This window comes from Fundidesulfovibrio agrisoli, assembly GCF_022808715.1.
Lineage (GTDB): Bacteria > Desulfobacterota > Desulfovibrionia > Desulfovibrionales > Desulfovibrionaceae > Fundidesulfovibrio > Fundidesulfovibrio agrisoli.
In genome coordinates this window covers 194,149-216,525 of the sequence record NZ_JAKZKX010000003.1, presented here as the reverse complement: position 1 = coordinate 216,525, position 22,377 = coordinate 194,149, and the positions used below count along the sequence as shown (strand labels likewise).

Here is a 22,377-nt window from a genome sequence, read left to right as displayed (position 1 = left end):
TCCATGATAAAACACCCCGACTTCGATCCCGTGGCCATCGGCCTCGGGCCTCTGCAGGTGCGCTGGTACGGCCTGATGTACCTGGCCGGGTTCGTCACCGGATGGCTGCTGGGCAGGCGGCGCGCCGCCCGCCCCGGCTCGGGCTGGACCCCGGCCATGGTGGACGACTTCATCACCTGGTGCGTGCTGGGCCTGGTGCTGGGCGCGCGCCTCGGCTACGTGGTCTTCTACGACCTGGGCGTCTACCTCTCCGACCCGCTGGCCATCTTCCAGATCTGGAACGGCGGCATGAGCTTCCACGGCGGCATGATCGGGCTGTGCGTGGTGGTCTGGATCTTCGCGCGCAAGCACGGCAAGACCTTCCTGGAGATAGGCGACTTCCTGTGCCCCCTGGCCCCGCCGGGCCTGTTCTTCGGGCGCATCGGCAACTTCATCAACGGCGAGCTCTGGGGCGGCCCCACCGGCATGCCCTGGGGCGTGCTCTTCCCGGACCCGCGCGCGGGCGGCGTGCCGCGCCACCCCTCCCAGTTGTACGAGGCCGGGCTTGAGGGCCTCACGCTCTTCCTCATCCTCTGGTTCTACTCGGCCAAGCCGCGCCCCAGGGGGCACGTCACGGGCATGTTCCTGGCATTCTACGGCCTGTTCCGCTTCCTGGTGGAGCTCATCCGGGAGCCCGACCCCCAGCTGGGCTACCTGGCCTGGGGCTGGCTGACCATGGGCCAGCTGCTCTCCCTGCCCATGGTCCTTGTGGGCGCGGCGCTGCTGCTGCGCGGCAGGTCCGCCTCCTCGAAGCCCGACGCCTAGCCTGTTCGGCGCCGTAAAACAAAAAGCCCCCCGCGCACCAGGCGCGGGGGGCTTCTTCGTTCATGCGGGGCGGCGGAGGCCTGCTACTCCTTCTGCAAGGGGATCAGGGCGAACTCGCCGCAGACGTCCTCGGCCAGGGTCTCCGGCCAGAGGGCGATATAGGTCTTGCCGCGCACGGCCTCCACGTTGTCGACCTTGGGCCTGGGCGCGTGGCGTTTGCAGAAGCCCCACTCGCCCTTGAGCATCTCCTCCGGCGGGCAGTAGCGGTGCTCGTAGGGGATGGGGCCTTTCCAGTAGCGGCAGTGCTTGCATTTGGCTTTTCTCATGGTTTCGGCAGCCCCTCCAGGGACAAGACATAGATGCTCGGCCACAGCTTCCCGGTTACGAACAGCCTGCGGGTCGCCGGATCCCAGGCGATTCCGTTGAGGTCCGACTCGTCGGGCAGGCCCTGGGTCCTGGCGCGCAACTGGGCGCAGTCGATCCAGGCGGCCACTTTCCCGGTGGCCGGTGAAACGACTGCTATGCGATCATCATGCCAGACGTTTGCGAGTATCCAGCCATCCACCCACTCCAACTCGTTGAGCTCTGTCACGGGCTTCTGGCCGTCCGCCACGCGCAGGGTGCGCACCGGCTTCATGCTGGCGGGGTCGCGCCAGGTCAGGGTGTCGCTTCCGTCGCTGGTCAGCAGGCCGAAGGGGGTGGCGGCAGCGCCCCAGCCCTGGGTGTCCAGGGGCAGCTCGGCCTTGGGCTGGAAGCTGGCCGCGTCGTAGACGTAGGCCTTGCCCGTGGTCCAGGTCAGCTGGATGAGGTCCGCGCCAACAAGGGCCAGGCCTTCGCCGAAGTCCTTGGCGGGCAGGTCGCGCTTCTGCACCACGCGCCCGGTGGCGGGCTCCACCTTGCGCAGGCTGGAGCGTCCGTTGAGCCCCGTGCTCTCGTAGAAGTAGCCCTGGCTGAAGACCAGGCCCTGGGTGAAGGCCTGGGGGTCGTGCGGCAGCACGGCCGTGACGCTGTACGTCAAATTTCCGGCGGAACAGGGCGCGGCAAGCAGCGCCAGGGCCAGCAGGACCGGCAGGGAAAGCCGCACGGCCCTGAACATCGCGTGGAACTTCTTCATCCTTGCACCACCACGTTGCGGTCCTGCTTGAAGGGGTTCTGCCGGACCTGCAGGGAATAGATGTAGGGGTAGCTGCGCTTGAGGTGCTCCATGTAGGCCAACCATTGCACCACCAGCAGGTTGAAGGCCCGGCGCATGTCGCCCTTGAGGTGCTCCACGTCGGCCGGGGGCAGGCCCTCCAGCCCCGGGCGCGCGGCCAGCTCTTCGGTGAGGTGGCACAGGGCCCAGAGCAGGTCCGTGAAGCTGTCGTGCTCCAGCAGGTTGGGGTTCTGCAGCAGCCCCAGCACGAACTGGCGCTTCTCCAGCAGGAAAAGCTTGAGCTCCTCCATCCTGGTTTCGTCGTGGTCCAGCCTGCAACTGTTGCCCCGGGCGAAGGCCAGGGCCTCCTGGTACTGCTCGTGCCCCCAGTGCATGTCCACGGCGAAGCGTGCGCGCGCCTCGTCCAGGTCGCCGCAGAATTCGTTGATGCGCCGGATGGCCTCGCCGCCCACCTCGCTGAAGAAGGCCCCAATGACCATGTTCAGCTTGTGGAACTTGGCCGCGCGCTCGCGCTCGCCCAGCACGTTCTCCACGATCAGGGTGACCACCAGAACCTGCACCGGCACGAAGCAGAGGTCCAGCGCCCAGTAGAAGCCCAGGTTGTAGCCGTCGCGAAAGATCAGCATGTGCACGAGCGGCAGCGCCAGGGCGAACCCCGCCGTGACCAGGGCCACGGACTGCTTCCAGCTCAGGTTTGACAACAATTTCTTGAACATCGAAGCCCCCGTTCGCCCCCGGGCCCGTCCGGCCTTCCGGGGCGTGGCGAATCTACGCAAAGCCGCCGCGCTTGACCACCCCCCTGCGGGGTTCGCCCCATCAGGCAGCGATGCGGCCCGGCGCAACCTTACAGTTGCGTAAGCATGTTACAGATGGGCCCCAAAGCATTTCCCCCAGTGCGCGCACCCTTTGACAACACTTCCGGGAGGGTGTTATTGTTGGACGGTCTGTTGCTTTCAACAGAAGGAGGAAAACCATGAGAACCACATTGAAAACCATGTCGATCCTGGCCCTTATGGCCGCGTTCGGGCTCTGCGCCGCCCTGGCGAACGCGGGCACCACTGCTGGAACCGTCTACCTGGAGCCCAAGGTGGGCATTTACGCCAACTCCAACAAGAATATCAGCTCCATGTTCTCCTACGGCGCGGAAGCTGGATATTTCTTTGTGGATGGCTTTGCCCTGGGCCTTGAGGGTCTCGGGTATTCCGTAACGCAGAAGCGTTATCCCTACAGCGGGGCGACCACCTACGAGAACGTCGGCGCATTCAGCCCCATCGCATGGGCGCGCTACCACTTCATCTCCGACGAGAAGATCTCCGTGTTCGCCGGGATCGGCCTGGGCGGCTTCTTCTCCAACGTGAACATCCCGCGCAACGGCTTCACCTCCAACATGACCGAGGCGGCCGAGATCGGCTTCAACGTGTACCTGGTCAACGCGCTGTCCATGCAGGTGGCCGGCCGCTACCAGCACATCGGCGAGTTCACCGACAAGGGCTCCGACAACTGGGGCGGCAACCTGGCGCTCAAGTACGGGTTCTAACAGCCCTTCGCCTGATTCCGTCATCACTTCCGGCCGCGGCCCCTTGGCGCGGCCGGTTCCTTTTGGCCTCCCGCCGCGGTTGCATAGAAACGCTGTCAATTGCTCCGCGTTCCTGTTAGAGAATGGCGCGCGCCTTGCGCGACATCCCAAAACGACACCATCTATGGACAACACCAAAGACTCCCAGACCACTCCCCCTGAGTTCGAGACCCTCGTCGAGCCCGAAGCCTCCCTGCCCGAAATGGCCCTGGAGGAACTGCCGGAGCCCCTGCGCGAGGCCATGGGCCGCGCTGGCTGGACCGCGCTCATGCCCGTGCAGTCCAAGTCGCTGCCGTATCTGCTCACCGGGCAGGACCTCATGGTCCAGTCGCGTACCGGCAGCGGCAAGACCGGGGCCTTCCTGCTGCCGATCTTTCACCTGCTCGACGTGGAGCAGCCCCAGACCCAGGCCCTGATCCTCTGCCCCACCCGCGAACTGGCGGGCCAGGTGGCCGCCGACGCCGAGACCCTGTTCGCGGGCACCGGCCTGAAGATCGCCTCGGTCTACGGCGGCGTTGGCTACGGCGCGCAGACCGACGCCCTGCGCGCGGGCGCGCACCTGGTGGTCGGCACCCCCGGCCGCATCCTGGACCACCTGCTGCGCCGCAACCTCACCGTGGACGGCATCCGCGTGCTCGTGTTCGACGAGGCCGACAGGATGCTCTCCATCGGCTTCTACCCCGACATGAAGGAGATCAAGCGCTACCTGCCCAAGCGGCGCGTCTCCACCTTCCTCTTCTCGGCCACCTACCCGCCGCACGTGCTGCGCCTGGCCGAAGAGTTCATGGACCACCCGAATTTCCTCTCGCTCTCCTCCACCCAGGTGCACGTTGCCAACATCCTGCACCAGTACGTGGAGTCACCCGGCATGGATAAGGACCGCTGCCTGGTCCGCCTGCTGGAGATCGAGAACCCGGTCTCGGCCATCATCTTCTCCAACACCAAGGCCAACGTGCACTACATCACCGAGGTGCTCAAAGGCTTCGGCTACGACGCCGAGGAGCTCTCGGCGGACCTCTCCCAGGCCAAGCGCGAGGAGGTCATGGGCAGGCTGCGCAAGGGCAACCTGCGCTTCCTGGTGGCCACCGACGTGGCCGCGCGCGGCATCGACATCCCCGATCTCTCCCACGTCTTCCAGTACGAACCCCCGGAGGACCCCGAGTCCTACGTGCACCGCGCCGGGCGCACCGGCCGCGCCGGAGCCTCCGGCACGGCCATCACCCTGGTGAACATCATGGAGGAGTTGGGCCTGGGCCGCATCGGCCAGCGCTTCGGCATCGACCTGGTCAAGCGCCCCGCCCCCACGGACGACGACGTCTCCGCCGTGGTCTCCGCCAGGATGACCGCCCTCCTGGAGGCAGAACTGCGCGCCCTGCCCCCCCTCAAGCAGGTGCGCCTGAAGCGCTTCCTGCCCCTGGCGCAGGAGCTCGGCTCCTCCGAGGACGTGTCCCTCCTGGCCATGCTCCTGGACGAGCGCTACCAGGCCACCCTGCACGCCGTGCCCGAGCAGCCCGAAGGCGCCGCCTCCACGGCCCGGCGCGGCGACAAGGCCGCCCCGCGCCGCGAAGAGCGTCCCCGCAGGGAGGAGCGTCCCCGCCGCGAAGACCGCCCCCGCCGCGAGGACCAGCCGCGCAGCGAAGACCGCCAGCGCGGTGAGGAAAAACCCCGGCGCGAGCGCAAGCCCGAAGCTCCGGCCCAGCCCAAGGCCGAGCCCCAGGCCCAGGCCGCTGCCGCTCCCGCTCCCGCCGATTTCACCACGATGGAGGACTTCTCCACGGAGTGGGCTGGCGACGTCGAAGCCGTGACGGCCGTCCCCGCCGCCGCTCCCGCCGGCGAAGAGGGCGAGGTGCGCAAGAAGAGGCGCCGCCGCCGCCGCTCCCGCAAGAAGCCCGGCTCGGGCGAGGCCGCCATGGCCGCCGGGGAGTCGGCCCAGGACGAATCAGCCGAGGTCTATGAGGACTTCGAGCCCGCGCCCGCCGCCGAGGCCGCCGCTCCCGCCGAGGAGGCCGCCCCCGCCGGCGAGGCCAAGCCCAAGTCCAGGTCGCGCTCGCGTTCGCGCTCGCGCGGCAAAGGAAAATCCGGGGAGGCCAAGGCGACTGAAGCCAAGTCCGGCGAGGCAGCCGAGGCCAAGCCCGAAGGCGCGCCTGCCGAAAAGCCCGCCAAAAAGAAGGCTGAGAAGAAGGCCGTGCCCACCTTCGAGTTCGACTCCACCTACGGAGACGGCAAGGGCATCGACTGGGATTAGAAGCAGCCGCAAGACAAACGCATCGAGACCGGCCGGGGGAACCCGGCCGTTTTTTTGTTGGAGCGTTGGGAAAGGCGAGAGGGAGGGAAGATGCCTCCGGCGGGCAAAGGGAGTTCCTCCCTTTGCAATCCCGTTCCGCTTCGCGTTCATTCCGCCTGCGTGGGCGGTCTCAAGCGAATTCTTTGGAAGGCAAGGAGCGGGAAACACCTCCGGGCGCGAGGCGGTTATCTACAATAGTTGCCGCGCTGGTCCGGGGTGCGGCTCCGGCCTCTTTGTCCGCCGCCGCGGGGGCGGATATCTTCAAATATATCTGTCCGCGCGGCGGCGGACAGGGAGGCCGGGGCCGGTACAACCACAACATTCCGCATTCGAAACGAGGCAGGGCAGGTGGCGCACTGAGAGGCCCTTGACGGGCACCCCCGAGGGCTGCATCCTCGCCCCATGAAACACTTCCCGCTCATGGCCGCGCTGTTGCTCGCCGCCGTACTCCTGACTGTCATCCCAGCGTCCGCCGCCGCGCTGGAAGAAGCCCTGGCCGCCTCCAGGCAGCTTGTGGTGGTCACCAGCGATTGCTGGAGCTGCACCGGCGCCAGCCTGAGCCTCCACAGCCGCGATGCGGGCGGCTCATGGCACCAGGACGGCCCGTCCGTTCCGGTCATGCTCGGCCCCAAGGGCCTGGGTTGGGGGATCGGCCTGCACGAGACCCCGGCGGACGGCCCGCGCAAGCGGGAGGGCGACGGACGCGCCCCGGCGGGCGTGTTCAGGCTGGGGCCGGTTTTCGGCTACGACAAGGCCCCGCCGACGGGCCTGCGCATGCCCTACGTCCAGGCCACCGGGACGCTGGAGTGCGTGGACGACGCCGCCTCGCCGCAGTACAATGTCCTCTTGGACGCTTCGGCGGCCCCCTCGCGCGCGTGGAACAGCTCCGAACTCATGCGCCGCAAGGACGACCTGTACGCCCTGGGCCTGGTGGTGGCCCACAACCCCGCCCCTGCCGCGCCCGGAGCGGGCTCCTGCATCTTCCTGCACATCTGGCGCGCCCCCGGGGCCACGACCTCCGGCTGCACCGCCATGGACCGCGCCGACATGGAGCGCGTGGCCGCCTGGCTGGACCCGGCCCTCTCCCCCCTGCTGGTCCAGTTGCCCCGCGAGGAGTACGCGCGCTTCGCCGCCAATCTGAAGCTTCCCTGACCTTTCGGCTCGATCACACTGCGCGGCTGCACAAAAACAAACGGCCGGGAAGAGGCATGCCTCTTCCCGGCCGTTGGCGTTGGCGTGAGCAGCGCTCAGTCCAGGCCCATGCCCGGGTGGTGCGCCGGGGCGTCCATGTCCATGGTGTGGCAGACCTTGCAGGTCTTGGGCGAACCGAGGGCGTTGGTGTTCTTCTGGTACTGCATGGGCTGGAGCACGTCGCGTATCTTTCCGTAGGGGTTCCGCGCCGGATAGGCCGCGTGCGCCGAGCTGTGGCAGCCGGAGCAGGCCATGGCGCCCATCTCGTCGCGGGAGTTCTTGAACAGGGCCGCGCGGTCCTTGCTCCAGGTGCCGTAGGCCTGCATGCCCTGCGGCGGGCCGTAGTCCACGTGGCAGGTCAGGCAGCGGGGCTCCTGCGCCCAGGGTTCGCGCGGCACGGGCTGGGCGTCGCGGGGCGTTATCAGGCCCATGAGCTTGCCCGCGGCCGGAGCGCCCAGGGCCTTCTCCCGCGTCAGCAGGGAGAGGGCGTGGTCCTCCAGCGCGCCGTGGCAGTTGGTGCAGTCCAGCCCGGCCTCCTGATGCGGGTCGCGGAAGGCGCGGGTGGCCCCGGTGGGGCTGGTGGGGTGGCAGGCGTCGCAGGCCTTGGCCCCCTGCCCGGCCAGATAAACCGCGTGCAGCCCGTGGATGGACGCGGAGAGGCTCATGGTCCTGCCGGGGCCGCCGGGATTCGCGCCCGTGCCGGGCTGGGCGGCGGGCTGGCCACTGGGCTGGCCATTGGCCTGGATGGCGTCGCGGTGGCAGGAGCGGCACTCCAGCGTGCCGGACTGCTTGGAAAGGCGCGTGCCCGAGAGCCTGTCGTGCGCGGCCAGAACGTCTCGCCCGGTGGGGGGGGCTATGCCCGCCACGCCGCGCTTCCACGGGCCTCCATGGCAGTTGCGGCAGCCCAGCTCCGTGGAGACGGGCAGCACCACTCTGGTGCTGGCCAGCAGCTTGCCCGATTCGTCGTAGGCGTTGACCTCGGCCACCGGATAGGGCTGGAACCCGCCGGACTTGGGATAGGGCGACACCGGGATAAGCTCGGCCCGGAAGGCGTTGCCCTGGGGCTGGAGGCTGCCCGCCTGGCCGTCGGCCACGGTGTAGGTCATGGTGACGCCCTTGGTGACGGCTTCGGGGGCTATGTCGCGCCGGATCAGCTGCGCGGTGAGCCCCTGCGTGCCGACGCCCAGGGTCCACTGCCCGTCGGCGTCGGAGAGCAGGTTGATGCCCCGGTCCGGCGCGGCGGTGAGCACGTAGGGGGTGTCGTCGGTGAACACGGGCACCGCGTCGACAGCCTGCGGGAACTTGGGGGCCTCCTCCTTGCGGGGGCCGTGAAGCCCCTCGGTGAGCCAGGCGGCCAGGGCGGTTTTCTCCTGCGGGGTGCCCAGGAAAGGCGGCATGTAGGTGCCGATCTTGCCCATGCCGGTCAGCAGGGCCTCCATGCCGAAGGCGGAGTACTTGGCGCTGCGGGGCAGCATGTCCAGCATGGGGCCGCCCAGGCTGTGGCAACTGGAGCACTCCAGGTAGTAGAGTTCGCGGCCGGCCTCCATGCGGTTTTCGTCCGTGACCTGCTTGACCTTGCTCCACTTGGCGGAAGCCAGCGCGCCCTTGGCGTTGAGCTCCCCGGCGCGGGCCACGGGGATGCCGTTCGAGTACATGTAGCCGGTGATGAGGTACGGCCTGCGCGCGGCCTCGCGCATGTACTCGAAGGAGGCCAGCACGCAGAAGGAGGCCAGCATGGTCGCGATGGCCACGGGGCGGGCCACCTCGCGGGAGACGCCGCCCGCCAGCATCGCGCCGCCCGCCACCACGAAGGGCGAGGCCCACCAGAAAGCCTTCATGCCCGAGGCGACCTCGGGGGAGAGGCCCAGCGCCAGGGTCTGCTGCTCCGGCGAGAGCACGGCGATGTGCCACCAGCCCGCCGCGGCCAGCGCCGGCAGGGGCAGGATGGTCCACACCGCGCAGAAGCGGGAGAGCCGCTTGCGCTCGGTTTCGTCCTCGACGCCCTGGGCGGTTATCAGGCCGAACACGCCCGCGACAAGGGCCGCGAAAGCGGCGCGGAACACCAGCCCGGGCACAAAGGTCGGGTTGAAGAAGCCGTCCCAGAAGCGCTGGGTGGCCAGCCACTCCCCGGGGGTCAGCATGTAGGAGATGAAGCCCTGCACCACCGTGAGCGAGCCGAAGGCGAAGGCGAAATAGAGCCAGGCCAGGATGAGCCGCCGGGTGGAGCGCTCCGCCTCGAAGGAGCTCATGTACACCAGCAGGGTGACGATCTCGGCCAGGAAGAATGTCCACTCCGTGGCCCAGCCGAACACGAAGGAGTGGATGAGCGTCGAGGTGGCCCCGGGCGCGCCGATGGCGATCACCACCCAGATGCCCACGCCCGTGAGCCCGCCCACCACCATGGTGAACACCAGGAAGAACTTGGCGTAGCGGCGGAGGTAGTCCTTGAGGGTGCCCAGGCCCAGGCGCTGCACCCGGGTCTCCATCACGGCTATGAACAGGCCGCCGCCCACGGCGAAATGCGCGATGAACACGTGGATCGTGGCCACCAGGGCGATGAGCAGGCCGCCGCCCCACCAGTTCCAATGCAGAATGGGATAGTCCATGGAGCTACGCCCCCTTCCTGTCGGGAACTGGCCGCGCCGCGGCCCACCAGACCACCGCCAGGGATATGCCCATGCACCCCAGGAACATGGCCACCGTGGTGGGTTCGGGCCGCACGGGCATGGCGGCCTCGTTGAGGTGGGGCGAAAGCTGGATCATGCGCAGAACCTCGCGCAGGGGCACCATGAAGCCGACGGTGGCAACCGCCCCGCAGGCGGCCGGGATGGCCTTGCCGCGCAGCCCGAAGGCCACGGCCGCGCCGGCCGAGGCCACGCCGCCCAGCAGCAGCCCGGTGCCCAGGGCGTGGCCGCCCATGAAAGCGAGCATGGCCTCGCGCGGCAGGCTGATGAGCCACCACAGGCCCACGGCGGCCGTTGCCAGCGCGCCGTGGCTGAACCAGCGCATGCCCTCGGCCTGCAGCGCGGCCCCGTGCGGGTCGCCCCGGCGGGAGCGGCCGCGCCCCACCATGGCCAGGCACAACCCGCCCATGGAGACTGAAGCCAACACGAAGTGCAGCCAGCGCGGAACGAAGGTGCGGTCGGCGAAGGCGGTCATGGTGCCGGTGGCGTTCTGGAAGAAGCCGCTCCAGAAATCCGGCCGCTGCAGGAGCAGCGCGTTGTTGACCTGCACCAGGGAGGCGTAGAGCATGAGCAGCGCCATGGCCCCCCAGGCCAGCGTTCCGCGCGGGCCGGAGCGCCCGTGGGGCGTGTGGCCCAGGGCGTACTTCTGGCGGTAGGCCAGGCCGTAGGCCGCCATCACCGCCAGCACCAGCCCCACCCAGTAGACCCCCATGAGCATGAAGCCCACGTAGAGGAACTGACCGTAGAGCGCCTGGAGGAAGAGAAACGGGGCGACGCCCACGTTCACGGTCAGGGCCGTGAGGGTGGGCACCAGCGAGGCCTGGCGCGCCACCCCCTCGGACTGGCGCAGGGAGCGCGCGAAGCCGAGCAGGGTCAGGCCGAGCATGGCGTTCATGAGCAGCAGGTGCACCGCGAAGGTGGCGTCCAGCAGCAGACGCAAGAGCCACGGCGCGGCGGGCAGGGCGTCCGCCGGCGGTATCAGCGAGGTAGGATCCATAAGAGCCCCTTATTGCGAGTAAACGGCGCCAATACCCACGGCTATCACCTTTTCAAGAACGCGAAAATAGTCTACCTGAGGTCGGATACGACCCATCGACACACCCGGCTCGCCCGGAGACCCACATGGCCCTGCTCCTCTTCGACATCGGCAACACAAACATCAAGATAGGACTCTACCGCAAGGAGTCCGGACTCTCGTCCTACGTGCTGCCCACGCCGCGCTCCAGCACGGCCGACCAGCTCGGGCTGGACCTGGCCGCGCTGCTGGCCCGCGAGGCCCTGGCCCCCGAAAGCCTGGAGGCCATCCTGGCCATCAGCGTGGTTCCCCCCGTGAACCCCATGCTGCGCCAGGCCTGCAACCGCTTCATCGGCAGGCCCCTGCATTTCGTGCCGGAAGACATCCCCGTGCCCCTGGCCAACCTGTACGAGCGCCCCGAACAGGTGGGCGCGGACAGGCTGGTGGCCGCCTACGCGGCCCGCCGCGTGGCCAGCACCCACTGCGTGGTCTCGGTGGATTTCGGCACCGCCACCACCTTCGACGTGGTGCGCGGCCAGAGCTACCTGGGCGGGCTCATCTGCCCGGGGGTGCTCTCCTCGGCGCGGGCCCTGGCCCAGGACACGGCCAAGCTGCCCCAGATCGACCTGGAGCCGGAGTCGCTCAAGCTGACCATCGGCCGCTCCACCGTGGAGAGCCTGAACCAGGGGCTGCTCTTCGGGTTCGCCTCCCTGGTGGAGGGCATCCTGGACCGCCTGGAGAACCACCTGGGCGAACCCGTCACCGTGATCTCAACGGGCGGCTTCGCCCCGCAATTGGCACGCGTCTGCCCCGCCATCGCCAACGTCAGGCCGGAACTTCTTCTCGACGGGCTGCGTCTCGTGTATGAGGAGGTGGCGGCTCCCGCCGCCCGCCGGAGAACCTGAAAAACATCGGAAAACGATCCCACAAGGAGAATCGAACATGAGCACTATCGCCGCTGTCTGGGCGCGGGAAATTCTGGACTCCCGCGGCAACCCCACCGTGGAGGTCGAAGTCACCCTGGATTCCGGCGCCGTGGGCCGCGCCGCCGTGCCCTCGGGAGCCTCCACCGGCACCCGCGAGGCCGTCGAACTGCGCGACGGCGAAGACGGCCGTTACGGCGGCAAGGGCGTGACCCGCGCCGTGGAGAACGTGCAGGGCGAGATCGCCGAGGCCGTGGTCGGCATGGAGGCCCTGCGCCAGACCGCCCTGGACAACCTGCTCATCGAGCTCGACGGCACCGACAACAAGGGCCGCCTGGGCGCCAACGCCATCCTGGGCGTCTCCATGGCCACTGCCCGCGCCGCGGCCAACTTCCTGGGCCTGCCCCTGTACAACTACCTGGGCGGCGTGAACTCCAAGGTGCTGCCCGTGCCCCTGATGAACATCATCAACGGCGGCGCGCACGCCCCCAACAACCTGGACATCCAGGAGTTCATGATCGTGCCCGTGGGCGCCGACACCTTCGCCGACGCCCTGCGCATGGGCGCCGAGACCTTCCACTCCCTGAAGAAGATCCTCGCCAAGGACGGCCACCTCACCGCCGTGGGCGACGAGGGCGGCTTCGCCCCCAACATGAAGTCCCACGAGGAGGCCTTCGAGTACATCCTCAAGGCCATCGAGGCCGCCGGCTACCGCCCCGGCCCGGACATCGCCCTGGCCATCGACGCCGCCGCCTCCGAGTTCTACAAGGACGGCAAGTACGCCTTCTCGGGCGAGAACCGCGTGTTCACCTCCACCGAGATGATCGACTACTACCTGGGCCTGACCAAGAAGTACCCCATCATCTCCATCGAGGACGGCCTGGCCGAGGGCGACTGGGACGGCTGGCGCGAGCTCACCGACAAGCTGGGCGACACCACCCAGCTGGTGGGCGACGACATCTTCGTCACCAACCCGGACATCCTGGCCGACGGCATCAACGAGGGCATCGCCAACTCCATCCTGATCAAGCTCAACCAGATCGGCACCGTCACCGAGACCCTGGACGCCATCGAGATGGCCAAGCAGGCCGCCTACACCACGGTGATCTCGCACCGCTCCGGCGAAACCGAGGACGCCTTCATCGCCGACCTGGCCGTGGCCGTGAACTCCGGCCAGATCAAGACCGGCTCCCTGTGCCGCTCCGACAGGCTGGCCAAGTACAACCAGCTGCTGCGCATCGAGGAGGAGCTGGAGGACGAGGCCCTGTACTACGGCCCTGTCATGGCCGCCCAGTGGTTCCCCGAAGACGAGGAATAAGCCCCCGCATACCGCACCGGGGAGGCACTTGGGCCTCCCCGGCTTTTTTTTCAGACTCCCCCTCCGCCCCGCTTCGCCTTTCCGCCGTCACCGGACGCACAGCCGACATTGCCATCCGCAACGCGATGGCATAGGATTTCCAGATTCATTTCCACGGGATGTTTCATGGACAACGACCCCTTCCAGGGCAGGCGCATCCTCGTCGCCGACGACGAGACCGTGAACCTCAGGGTTCTCGGGAGCTTTCTGCGCGAGTTCGGCTGCGTCCCCGTCCTGGCGGACAGCGGCAGGAAGGCCCTGGAGCTGATGGACTCCGACGTGGACCTGGTGCTGCTGGACGTGCTCATGCCCGGCATGGACGGCTTCGAGGTGGCCCGCAACATCAAGGCCGTCAAGGAGTGGGGCTCCGTGCCCCTGGTCATGGTCACCGCCCTCACCAGCCGGGACGACAGGCTCAAGGCCCTGGAGTCCGGCGCCAACGACTTCATCGCCAAACCCATCGACAAGACCGAGCTGCGTGTGCGCATGGCCTCCATGCTGCGCATGAAGCGCTCCCAGGACCAGCTCATCAGCTACCAGGCCAGGCTCGAAGAGATGGTCGACGTCCGCACCCAGGCCCTGACCCTTGCCGTGGACAACCTGCGCGAGATGCAGAACACCCTCCAGGCGTCCCACCTGGAGACCATCCTGCGCCTGGCCTCCGCCGCCGAATACAAGGACGAGCACACCGCCAGCCACATCAAGCGCATGAGCGGCTACTCCGCGCGCCTGGCCGAGCTGGCCGGCCTCCCCCCGCACGTGGTGGAGCTCATCCGCCAGGCGAGCCCCATGCACGACGTAGGCAAGATGGGCGTGCCCGACTCCATCCTGCTCAAGCCCGGCAAGCTCACCCCGGAGGAATGGACGGTGATGAAGAACCACACCGTGTTCGGGCGCAACATCCTGGAAGGATCCCATTCGGAGCTGCTCCAGGTGGCCGAGGTGATCGCCTTTTCGCACCACGAGCGCTGGGACGGCACGGGCTACCCCATGAACCTCGCCGGGGAGGGCATCCCCCTGCCCGGGCGCATCTGCGCCGTGTCCGACGTGTTCGACGCCCTGACCACCGCCCGCCCCTACAAGGAGGCCTACACCAACGAGCAGGCGCTCGCGATCATGCGCCGCTCCCAGGTGGAGGGCACCCACTTCGATCCGGGAATCTTTGCACTTTTTCTGGACAATCTTGAGGACTTTCTGGATATTCAACGGAAATTCCAGGACTGAGCCCTGCCTCGAGCCATCCGGCGCGGCGGGCCCTCCTGGCTCGCGCCCCGCTCCGCTCCCCCTTCCGGGAACACACGCTGCCTGGGCGCGCCTGTCCCGGGCGTTGTGCCCGGGCCGAATCGCAACCCCGCCCGAGGCCTTTGGAGCCCGGGCGCAAGCAAGAGGAGGGATTCAGATGGCCAAGGAGAATGTCCGCAAGGTGATGGGTGTCACAGCGGCGGTTTTCGCCCAGATGGGCGTCATATCCCGCGAGGAGGCCCTGGAGCTCAGCGGCATGGAGCCCGCAGCCTTCGACGAGGCCATGAGCAAGGCCACCAAAGCCGCCGACGAGGTCCGCCCGGGGCACCCCGAGAAAGAGCCCAGCTTCTACGACGTCGTCTCCAAGGCGGCGGAAGAATACCTGGACGCCATAAACAAGAAGTAGCCGGCCGCAAACAACGGGAAAGCGCCACGGGGCGCTTTCCCTTTCTTCGGGAATCCTCATGTTCACCAAGGTACTGGCCGATCTCCGGGCGCGGCACAAGCCGCGCTTCATGGCCCTGGAGATATGGAAATACATCGGCCCGGGCCTGCTGGTCACAGTCGGCTTCATCGACCCCGGCAACTGGGCCTCCAACGTGGCCGCTGGCGCCGGGTTCGGCTACAAGCTGCTGTGGATGGTCACGCTCTCCACGGTGATGCTCATCGTCCTGCAGCACAACGCCGCGCACCTGGGCATAGCCACCGGGCTGTGCCTCTCGGAGGGCGCGTCGCGCCACCTGCCGCCCTGGGCCTCGCGCCCGCTGCTGGGCTCGGCGGTGCTGGCCTCGGTCTCCACGGCCCTGGCCGAACTGTTGGGCGGGGCCATCGCCCTGCGCATGATCTTCGGCCTGCCGCTGTGGCTGGGCGGGCTCATGGTGCTGGCCCTGGTGAGCTGGATGCTGTTCGCCAACTCCTACAAGCGCCTCGAACGGGTCATCATCGGCTTCGTCTCGCTCATCGGGCTCTCCTTCGTGTTCGAGCTGGCCATGGTGGAAGTGGACTGGCTGCGCGCCGCCGCCGGATGGGTGGTGCCCAGCTTCCCCGAGGGTTCCATCCCGGTCATCATGAGCGTGCTGGGCGCGGTGGTCATGCCGCACAACCTGTTCCTGCACTCCGAAGTGATCCAGAGCCGGCAGTGGAACCTGGACAACGACGAGGTGATCCACCATCAGCTCAAGTACGAGTTCATGGACACGCTGGTCTCCATGATCGTGGGCTGGGCCATCAACTCGGCCATGATCCTGCTGGCGGCCTCGGCCTTCCACAGCTCCGGCGCGCAGGTCACGGAGCTGGAGCAGGCCCAGAGCCTGCTGGTGCCCCTGGTGGGCGGCGCGTCCGCCATCGTGTTCGCGCTGGCGCTGCTGCTGGCGGGCGTGGCCTCCTCGGTGACGGCGGGCATGGCGGGCGGCGCGATCTTCGCGGGCATCTTCAACGAGCCCTACAACATCCGCGACGTGCACACCAAGGTGGGCGTGGGTATCACCCTGTTCGCGGCCTACCTGCTCATCCTGGCGATCCCCAACCCGTTCCAGGGGCTCATCGTCTCCCAGATCGTGCTCTCCATCCAGTTGCCGTTCACGGTGCTCCTGCAGCTCTACCTGACCAGTTCCAAGAAGGTCATGGGCAAATGGGCCAACGACCGCTCCACCACGGTGCTGCTGGCCGCCGTCGCCGCGGTGGTCATCGCGCTGAACGTGCTGCTGCTGGTGGACATTCTGGGGGGCTGAACGCGGGCGGCGCAGCCCGCCCACCGGGTTCCAGGCGGATACGGCGGGCACTTGGCGGGCACCTGGCGGCCTCTTCGAACGCCCCGCGAAGCATCTCGGCCGCGCTTGCTTTTTTCCCCTTAGGCATTATCTGCCTCTCTTCCAGTCTCACCTCCCGGAGCCTCAATGAGCGACAACCGAGTCATCCATATCGAGGGCGCGCGCCAGCACAACCTCAAGAACGTCTCCCTGGACATCCCCCGCGACAAGATGGTCGTGGTCTGCGGGCCTTCGGGCTCGGGCAAGTCCACCCTGGCCTTCGACATCGTCTACGCCGAGGGCCAGCGCCGCTACGTTGAGTCGCTCTCGGCCTACGCCCGGCAGTTCCTGCCCCAGATGGACAAGCCCCAGGTGGACAAGATCGAGGGGCTCTCCCCGGCCATCTCCCTGGAGCAGCAGTCCGCCACGCGCAACCCGCGCTCCACCGTGGGCACGGTCACCGAAATCTACGACTTCCTGCGCGTGTTCTTCGCCCGCCTGGGCAAGCCGCACTGCCCCAGTTGCGGGCTGCCCATCGCGGCCCAGACCACCGACCAGATCGTGGACGACATCCTGGCCCTGCCCGAGGGGGCCAAGTTCATGGTGCTGGCCCCCCTGGCCGAGCACCAGAAGGGCTCCCAGGCCGAGCGGCTGAAAAAGCTCAAGGCCCAGGGCTTCGCGCGCGTGCGCGTCAACGGGGAGGTGCTGGGCCTGGACCCCCTGCCCGAGCTGGACAAGAACAAGCGCCACACCGTGGAGCTGGTGGTGGACCGGCTGGTATCCAAACCGGACATCCGCAAGCGCCTGGCCGACTCGGTGGAACTGGCCTTGTCCCAGGGGTCTGAACGGCTCATCGTGCACGAGATGGAGCACTCGCGGGACCGCTTCTTCTCCACCACCTCGGTCTGCCCCACCTGCAAGATCAGCGTGCCGCCGCCCACGCCGCAGCTGTTCTCCTTCAACAGCCCGCAGGGGGCCTGCCCGGTGTGCGCGGGCATCGGCAGCGTGGAATATTTCGAGCCCGACCTGCTGGCCCCCAACAAGGGCCTCTCGCTGGCGCAGGGGGCCATCCTGCCCTGGAAGCACGAGCGCCTCTTCGCCCGCCAGCGCGACATGCTCTCCGGGCTGGGCCAGCGCCACGGCTTCACGCTCACCACCCCGCTCAAGGATTTCTCCCGCCAGGCCTGGGAGGCTCTGTTCCTGGGCGACGAGGCTATCGGCTGGAAGGGTGTGGTGAACATGATGGAGCTGGGCCAGGCCATGGGCTCCATCTGGCGCGACGAGCTCTCCCGCTTCCGCCAGAGCCGCCCCTGCCCGGCCTGCAACGGCGCTCGCCTCAAACCAGAGGCCCTGGCCGTGCGCGTGGACGACCAGAACATCTTCGGCTTCTGCTCCATGCCCATCGAGCGCGCCCTGGCCTGGCTCACGGCCCGCAGCTTCGCCGGGGCCCAGGCCGTGATCGCCGAGCCCCTGCTCAAGGAGCTGGGGCACCGGCTGCGCTTCCTCTCCGGCGTGGGGCTTGATTACCTGAGCCTGGGCCGCAACATGTCCACGCTCTCCGGCGGCGAGGCCCAGCGCATCCGCCTTGCCGGGCAATTGGGTTCCGGCCTGGTGGGCGTGACCTACGTGCTGGACGAGCCGAGCATCGGCCTGCACCCCCGCGACAACGAACGCCTGCTGGGCACCCTGCGCATGCTCAAGGAGCGCGGCAACACCGTGCTGGTGGTGGAGCACGACGAGGCCACCATCCAGAGCGCGGACCACGTCATCGAGCTGGGGCCGGGCTCCGGGATGCTCGGCGGCGAAATCGTGTTCCAGGGCGACGTGAAGAGCCTGCTGGGGTCCGAGTCGCTCACCGGGCGCTACCTGCGCGGCGACCTCTCCATCCCCCGGCCGGAGAAGCGGCGCGAGCACCAGGGCTACCTCGAGGTGCGCGGCGCGCGCACCAACAACCTGCGCGGCCTGGACGTGCGCTTCCCCCTGGGCTGCCTGACCTGCGTCACCGGCCCCTCCGGCTCGGGCAAGAGCTCCCTGGTGGTGGACACCCTCTACAAGCACATGGCGCTCTCGCGCGGCATCAAGGTGGACCTGCCCGGGCTCATCGACGGCATCGAAGGGCAGGAGCGCATCGAGAAGATCGTCTCCATCGACCAGACCCCCATCGGCCGCACCCCGCGCTCCAACCCGGCCACCTACACCAAGATCTTCGACGAGATCCGCACCATCTTCGCCTCCACCTCGGACGCCAAGAAGCGCGGCTACAAGCCGGGCCGCTTCAGTTTCAACGTGCGCGGCGGGCGCTGCGAGGCCTGCCAGGGCGACGGCGTCATCACCGTGGAGATGCACTTCCTGCCCGACATCCACGTGACCTGCGAGGTCTGCGGCGGCAAGCGCTACAACCGCGAGACCCTGGAGGTGCGCCACAAGGGCCTGAACATCGCCGAAGTCCTGGACCTGCCCGTTTCCGACGCCAGGCGGCTCTTCGAGAACTACCCGCCCCTGGCTCGTCGCCTGGAGATTCTGGAGCAGGTGGGGCTCGAATACATCCGGCTTGGCCAGCCCGCCACCACGCTCTCCGGCGGCGAGGCCCAACGCATCAAGATCTCGCGGGAGCTGGGCAAGCGCAGCCTGCCCGGCACGCTCTACATCCTGGACGAACCCACCACCGGCCTGCACATGCACGAGGTGGGCAAGCTCATCCAGGTGCTCAACCAGTTGGTGGAGCGCGGGGCCACGGTGGTGGTCATCGAGCACAACACCGAGGTCATCATGGCCTCGGACCACGTGATCGACCTGGGCCCCGGCGGCGGCGAGTACGGCGGGCAGGTGGTCTCCAGCGGCACGCCCGAGGCCATCATGGCGGACCCGAATTCCATCACCGGGCGCTTTCTGGTGCCCTGATTCGGCAGTACGGGCACCCCGCATTCATACCGGACCGACGCAGTCTGCATTCCGCAAACTGGATGCCGCCCGATGCATGCGGCTGGACACGCGATGCGTCCTGCAATAGGATGACTCCAGTTCAGGCGGCGTACGCACCCGGCGAGACCATTGCATCCCAGCCCTGCCTCCGGTGAGTTTCATGAGTGATTTTCCTGTTATTCTCGGCGTGTTTTCCTTGCAAAAAGTCGAAGATGTCGGCACCGGCTCGACCCAGCACAGGCACGAGCAGGTCACCTACTGGTACGCCCGCCAGCTTGACCCCGCCCAGGTGGAGACGCAGCCGCTCAACACCTACCACGTGCCCTCCGGCATCAAGAAGGCCATGAACCTCGACCTGTTCATGCGCACCCACACCCCGGAGCCGCGCTACTACGAAACCAACACCGTGCCCGCCCTGAGGACCCTCAAGGCCAAGATCGACCAGGGGGAGAAGTTCTTCTCCATGGGCCTGCTCGACGACGCGGAGCGCTCCTTCCTCAAGGCCCTGATGGTCGACGAGATGAGCGTGCCCGCCAACTATGGCCTGGGCGACGTCTACACAGAGCAGGGCGAGTTCGCGAAGCTGCACAAGGTGCTCTCCGTGCTCATGGGGCTCGACGAGGCCTTCACCGTGGAATACCGCCAGAAGCTCAACAGCTTCGGGGTCAACCTGCGCAAGAAGGGCCTGCTGGACGAATCCATCCAGTTCTTCAACAGGGCCCTGGAAATCCGCGACGACGACGAGCACATCTACTTCAACCTGGCCCGCGTGCATTTCGACAAGGGCGACATGCAGCAGTGCATCGGCGTGCTGAGCAAGGCCACTGAGCTCAATCCCGGATTCGCCGAGGCCCACAAGTTCATCCGCTACTGCGAAAAGATGGCCCCGGCCCAGGGCGCAGCGACCGCATGACGGGCGCCATGCCCGCGCCCCGGCCGGCAGCGGCCGCGCCCCATGGAGGCCGTCCTTGACCCCGGCCTCTGCTTCCGCCCGCGCGCCGGCCAGCACACCTTGCCCCCCACCCGGCAGCCTTTGGGCCGGATTCCCGGCCCTGCTGGCATGCCTGTGGTTCGCCCTCGCCGCCCCGGCCCAGGCCCAAACGAGCCAAACGTCCACTCTGGAAGACCAACTCTTCGCCCCCTTCGACGCCCTCTACGCCGCGGCCGTGCCCCAGGCCCAGGCCGACCTGCTGCACGTGCAGACGCCCCCCTCCGCCGCCGCCGTCTGGGACATCGACGCCTCCAACCCCAACCTGGTCTGGAGCGGCGAACCAGGCAAGAGCCAGGTGCTGGTGGCCACCTTCACCAAGGCCGCCTATTACACCGGCTACAAATCCGGCCAGACCATCCCGGCCGCAGTGGACCTCTGGGTCACGCCCGCGCCCCAGATGTACCAGGATGTGCGCGCCGAGGCCCCGGAGCTGGCGTCGGCCAACGGCAAGCTGGCCGCCTCCATGTATCTGGGCCTGCCCGCCCGCAACGCCAACGACACTGTGCTGACCTTCTGGGCCTCGCCCTCGTCCATGCTGCGCCCGGCCATAGACCCTGCCATCGATTCCCACCAGGCCGAGGCGGCCTTCCCCCTCACCCTGCAGACGGTGGCCAACGTGGCCGCCGTGCCCCTGCCCCAGAGCGCGCCCGCCCCTGGTTTCGGGACCGCGCCGGACTACCCCGTGTGGTTCGCCCAGCGCGAGGGCGCCATCTTCAACCCCTCGATCTCCGGCGGCCCCTACCCCTGGACGGGCCTGGGCTACACCTACGACTGGAACCCCGCCGCCGCCGACACCGTGGGCGGCAGCGAGTTCATCGTGGTCAAGGGCAGCCCCATCACCATCAAGGACATCGCCCCGGCCAGCCGCTACTTCAACTGACGCCCTCCCCCGCCGGGCGGCCCCCCCGCACGGCGTATCCGCCTCCCGCTTCCCCTCCGTCATCTCCGCCCCGCCTGACAGCCGGACACGAAACCGCCTCCCCCACGCCAAAAAATTCACCCATCATTTCAGTATAGTGGAAATACTTTACCCCTCGGCCTCAACTTTCTGAAAATTCTTGCATCCCCCCGTGGATGTTTCGCATCCCCCCGTCCGTATATCCATGCAAAGGGACACGGATAAGCGCCAGACCTCCGCTGCGCGGAGCCCATGGGCGCACGCATCCCGCATCACGGGAGGTGACGGCATGCAACAGGTCATCGAGGACTTCGCGAAAGAGCTGCTCGGCAAGATATACATGGTGGACGCGCCCACGGCCCAGTCCTGCTGGAACATGATCGAGCGCGTCGCCAGCTTCGTTCTGGAGAAGCACACGGGCAGATGCGAGCACGAAGACGTCAAGCGCGTGAAGCGCATCATCCTGGACCGCATGATCCAGGACGCCCAGAACCCCCGCTACCTCGAACAGAACGAAAGCTGCTCCGTGCAGACCTGCATGGTGGTCATGGCCCGGGAGTGCGCACTGGCTTACGTGCGCCACGCCCACTACGCCCAGTCCACCCTGGCCGAGATCTTCCGCTGCATGGATGTGGACGTCACCGGGGCCGAGGACCACCTGAGCGGCCTGGACCAGCTTTTCTCCCCCTCCCAGAAGTGCGTGCTGCGCCTGATCTACGGCGAGGGCTGCTCCGTGCCCCAGGCCGCCGGGATGCTCGGCGTCTCCTCCCAGGAGGTGCGCACCCTCCAGTGGCAGGCCATGGAGCTGCTCCAGCACGAGTGGCTGGCCCTGAAACGTTGCGGCGCCTGCTGAACCCGCCGCCGACAAGCGACCACGCAACACACGGGAGATCACGCCATGAGCATCGACACCACCTCGTACCTGAACAGCATCGGCACCAGCTCCAGCTCCAGTTCGTCTTCATCGTCCATCGACAAGGACGCATTCCTGCAGATCCTCGTCGCCCAGCTGAAGAACCAGAGCTACGACAGCTCCATGGATACGGACCAGATGGTCAGCCAGCTGACCCAGTATTCCATGCTGGAGCAGCTGACCAACATGAACACCTCGCTCACCTCCATGCTTTCGGCCATGAACACGCAGTCCGCCACCAGCGCGGCGGCCTACATCGGCAAGTCCGTGAGCGCCGTGGGCTCCAGCCTCCAGGTGTCGGACGGCACGGCCAGCACCTCGTCCTACACGCTCTCCTCCAGCCTCACGGACCTCACCGCCTACCTCTACGACAGCGACGGCAGCGTGGTGCGCAAGGTCAGCCTGGGGGACAAAAGCGCGGGCACCTACAGCTTCCAGTGGGACGGCAAGGACTCCAGCGGGGCCACCGTGGCGGACGGCACCTACTCCCTGGCCGTGGCCGGGAAGAACTCCTCGGGCGAGACGGTCACCGCCAGCACGGTGGTTTCGGGCGTGGTCAGCGGGGTCAGCGTCACAAGCGGCACGGTGATGCTCACCCTGACGGACGGGCGCGAAGTCAGCCTCGCCAACATCCAGAGCGTCGCCAACACGGACGCCTAACCGGAACCGCCAGGAG

19 protein-coding genes are annotated in these 22,377 nt (G+C 67.7%); 14 read left to right on the top strand and 5 right to left on the bottom strand.

The features are described from left to right. Positions 1 to 3: 3 nt before the first annotated feature. A complete protein-coding gene (lgt, locus tag MLE27_RS03720; RefSeq protein ID WP_243310542.1) occupies positions 4 to 804 on the top strand; it encodes a prolipoprotein diacylglyceryl transferase in 801 nt (266 codons plus the stop codon). A gap of 83 nt (positions 805 to 887) precedes the next feature. Here the strand turns inward: lgt and MLE27_RS03715 are convergent, their stop codons facing one another. From MLE27_RS03715 to MLE27_RS03705, 3 genes are read right to left on the bottom strand one after another with little or no spacing between them, the layout of a single operon-like run. Then, complete coding sequence (locus MLE27_RS03715) at positions 888 to 1,130, bottom strand: hypothetical protein (RefSeq protein WP_243310541.1); 243 nt, start codon at positions 1,128 to 1,130, stop codon at positions 888 to 890. After that, on the bottom strand, positions 1,127 to 1,918 hold the full coding sequence (locus tag MLE27_RS03710) for a glutaminyl-peptide cyclotransferase (RefSeq protein ID WP_243310540.1): 792 nt from the start codon (positions 1,916 to 1,918) through the stop codon (positions 1,127 to 1,129). The genes MLE27_RS03715 and MLE27_RS03710 overlap by 4 nt, the downstream gene beginning before the upstream one ends. Further along, positions 1,915 to 2,673 (bottom strand): hypothetical protein, encoded by a 759-nt coding sequence (locus MLE27_RS03705; RefSeq protein ID WP_243310539.1) that lies wholly within the window; start codon positions 2,671 to 2,673, stop codon positions 1,915 to 1,917. The genes MLE27_RS03710 and MLE27_RS03705 overlap by 4 nt, the downstream gene beginning before the upstream one ends. 257 nt (positions 2,674 to 2,930) lie before the next feature. Between MLE27_RS03705 and MLE27_RS03700 the strand changes: the two genes are divergently transcribed. The 3 genes from MLE27_RS03700 (at position 2,931) to MLE27_RS03690 (ending at position 6,969) form a co-directional block, all read left to right on the top strand. Next, positions 2,931 to 3,494, top strand: coding sequence for a porin family protein (locus tag MLE27_RS03700; protein WP_243310538.1), 564 nt, complete (start codon positions 2,931 to 2,933; stop codon positions 3,492 to 3,494). 163 nt (positions 3,495 to 3,657) lie between these two features. Continuing rightward, positions 3,658 to 5,778, top strand: a complete 2,121-nt coding sequence (locus MLE27_RS03695) for a DEAD/DEAH box helicase (protein ID WP_243310537.1) — start codon at positions 3,658 to 3,660, stop codon at positions 5,776 to 5,778. Positions 5,779 to 6,219: 441 nt separating this feature from the next. Further along, a complete protein-coding gene (locus MLE27_RS03690; protein WP_243310536.1) occupies positions 6,220 to 6,969 on the top strand; it encodes a L,D-transpeptidase family protein in 750 nt (249 codons plus the stop codon). 95 nt (positions 6,970 to 7,064) lie between these two features. On the opposite strand, the gene MLE27_RS03685 is transcribed toward MLE27_RS03690, so the two are convergent. Further along, entirely contained in the window at positions 7,065 to 9,614 is a 2,550-nt protein-coding gene (locus MLE27_RS03685) for a hypothetical protein (protein WP_243310535.1), read from the bottom strand. A 4-nt stretch (positions 9,615 to 9,618) separates the two neighbouring features. Beyond that, a complete protein-coding gene (locus tag MLE27_RS03680; protein WP_243310534.1) occupies positions 9,619 to 10,689 on the bottom strand; it encodes a hypothetical protein in 1,071 nt (356 codons plus the stop codon). A gap of 125 nt (positions 10,690 to 10,814) precedes the next feature. On the opposite strand from MLE27_RS03680, the gene MLE27_RS03675 reads away from it, so the two are divergent. The 10 genes from MLE27_RS03675 to MLE27_RS03630 all read left to right on the top strand — a co-directional run bounded on the left by MLE27_RS03675 (position 10,815) and on the right by MLE27_RS03630 (position 22,361). Beyond that, a complete protein-coding gene (locus MLE27_RS03675) occupies positions 10,815 to 11,612 on the top strand; it encodes a type III pantothenate kinase (protein WP_243310533.1) in 798 nt (265 codons plus the stop codon). Positions 11,613 to 11,649: 37 nt separating this feature from the next. Next, the gene (eno, locus tag MLE27_RS03670; RefSeq protein WP_243310532.1) at positions 11,650 to 12,948 is read left to right on the top strand and encodes a phosphopyruvate hydratase; all 1,299 of its coding nucleotides are present in this window, start codon (positions 11,650 to 11,652) and stop codon (positions 12,946 to 12,948) included. A gap of 165 nt (positions 12,949 to 13,113) precedes the next feature. Further along, positions 13,114 to 14,211 carry an HD domain-containing phosphohydrolase gene (locus MLE27_RS03665; protein ID WP_243310531.1) on the top strand — a complete coding sequence of 366 codons (1,098 nt, stop codon included), beginning with the start codon at positions 13,114 to 13,116 and terminating at the stop codon, positions 14,209 to 14,211. Between the two features lie 175 nt (positions 14,212 to 14,386). Continuing rightward, positions 14,387 to 14,635, top strand: coding sequence for a hypothetical protein (locus MLE27_RS03660; RefSeq protein WP_243310530.1), 249 nt, complete (start codon positions 14,387 to 14,389; stop codon positions 14,633 to 14,635). Positions 14,636 to 14,693: 58 nt separating this feature from the next. Then, complete coding sequence (locus MLE27_RS03655; protein WP_243310529.1) at positions 14,694 to 15,959, top strand: Nramp family divalent metal transporter; 1,266 nt, start codon at positions 14,694 to 14,696, stop codon at positions 15,957 to 15,959. Between the two features lie 165 nt (positions 15,960 to 16,124). Beyond that, on the top strand, positions 16,125 to 18,878 hold the full coding sequence (gene uvrA / locus MLE27_RS03650; RefSeq protein WP_243310528.1) for an excinuclease ABC subunit UvrA: 2,754 nt from the start codon (positions 16,125 to 16,127) through the stop codon (positions 18,876 to 18,878). A gap of 208 nt (positions 18,879 to 19,086) precedes the next feature. Continuing rightward, entirely contained in the window at positions 19,087 to 19,812 is a 726-nt protein-coding gene (locus tag MLE27_RS03645) for a tetratricopeptide repeat protein (RefSeq protein WP_341482497.1), read from the top strand. Between the two features lie 55 nt (positions 19,813 to 19,867). Continuing rightward, entirely contained in the window at positions 19,868 to 20,770 is a 903-nt protein-coding gene (locus tag MLE27_RS03640; RefSeq protein WP_243310526.1) for a hypothetical protein, read from the top strand. Positions 20,771 to 21,077: 307 nt separating this feature from the next. Continuing rightward, positions 21,078 to 21,641 carry an RNA polymerase sigma factor gene (locus MLE27_RS03635; protein ID WP_243310525.1) on the top strand — a complete coding sequence of 188 codons (564 nt, stop codon included), beginning with the start codon at positions 21,078 to 21,080 and terminating at the stop codon, positions 21,639 to 21,641. A 45-nt stretch (positions 21,642 to 21,686) separates the two neighbouring features. Next, the gene (locus MLE27_RS03630) at positions 21,687 to 22,361 is read left to right on the top strand and encodes a flagellar hook assembly protein FlgD (RefSeq protein ID WP_243310524.1); all 675 of its coding nucleotides are present in this window, start codon (positions 21,687 to 21,689) and stop codon (positions 22,359 to 22,361) included. Positions 22,362 to 22,377: the final 16 nt, after the last annotated feature.

What these genes read in the sequence shown, in the direction of transcription:
- lgt (WP_243310542.1), top strand. Translation starts at nt 4, where the DNA reads ATGATAAAACACCCCGACTTCGATCCCGTGGCCATCGGCCTCGGGCCT.
- MLE27_RS03715 (WP_243310541.1), bottom strand. Translation starts at nt 1,130, where the DNA reads ATGAGAAAAGCCAAATGCAAGCACTGCCGCTACTGGAAAGGCCCCATC.
- MLE27_RS03710 (WP_243310540.1), bottom strand. Translation starts at nt 1,918, where the DNA reads ATGAAGAAGTTCCACGCGATGTTCAGGGCCGTGCGGCTTTCCCTGCCG.
- MLE27_RS03705 (WP_243310539.1), bottom strand. Translation starts at nt 2,673, where the DNA reads ATGTTCAAGAAATTGTTGTCAAACCTGAGCTGGAAGCAGTCCGTGGCC.
- MLE27_RS03700 (WP_243310538.1), top strand. Translation starts at nt 2,931, where the DNA reads ATGAGAACCACATTGAAAACCATGTCGATCCTGGCCCTTATGGCCGCG.
- MLE27_RS03695 (WP_243310537.1), top strand. Translation starts at nt 3,658, where the DNA reads ATGGACAACACCAAAGACTCCCAGACCACTCCCCCTGAGTTCGAGACC.
- MLE27_RS03690 (WP_243310536.1), top strand. Translation starts at nt 6,220, where the DNA reads ATGAAACACTTCCCGCTCATGGCCGCGCTGTTGCTCGCCGCCGTACTC.
- MLE27_RS03685 (WP_243310535.1), bottom strand. Translation starts at nt 9,614, where the DNA reads ATGGACTATCCCATTCTGCATTGGAACTGGTGGGGCGGCGGCCTGCTC.
- MLE27_RS03680 (WP_243310534.1), bottom strand. Translation starts at nt 10,689, where the DNA reads ATGGATCCTACCTCGCTGATACCGCCGGCGGACGCCCTGCCCGCCGCG.
- MLE27_RS03675 (WP_243310533.1), top strand. Translation starts at nt 10,815, where the DNA reads ATGGCCCTGCTCCTCTTCGACATCGGCAACACAAACATCAAGATAGGA.
- eno (WP_243310532.1), top strand. Translation starts at nt 11,650, where the DNA reads ATGAGCACTATCGCCGCTGTCTGGGCGCGGGAAATTCTGGACTCCCGC.
- MLE27_RS03665 (WP_243310531.1), top strand. Translation starts at nt 13,114, where the DNA reads ATGGACAACGACCCCTTCCAGGGCAGGCGCATCCTCGTCGCCGACGAC.
- MLE27_RS03660 (WP_243310530.1), top strand. Translation starts at nt 14,387, where the DNA reads ATGGCCAAGGAGAATGTCCGCAAGGTGATGGGTGTCACAGCGGCGGTT.
- MLE27_RS03655 (WP_243310529.1), top strand. Translation starts at nt 14,694, where the DNA reads ATGTTCACCAAGGTACTGGCCGATCTCCGGGCGCGGCACAAGCCGCGC.
- uvrA (WP_243310528.1), top strand. Translation starts at nt 16,125, where the DNA reads ATGAGCGACAACCGAGTCATCCATATCGAGGGCGCGCGCCAGCACAAC.
- MLE27_RS03635 (WP_243310525.1), top strand. Translation starts at nt 21,078, where the DNA reads ATGCAACAGGTCATCGAGGACTTCGCGAAAGAGCTGCTCGGCAAGATA.
- MLE27_RS03630 (WP_243310524.1), top strand. Translation starts at nt 21,687, where the DNA reads ATGAGCATCGACACCACCTCGTACCTGAACAGCATCGGCACCAGCTCC.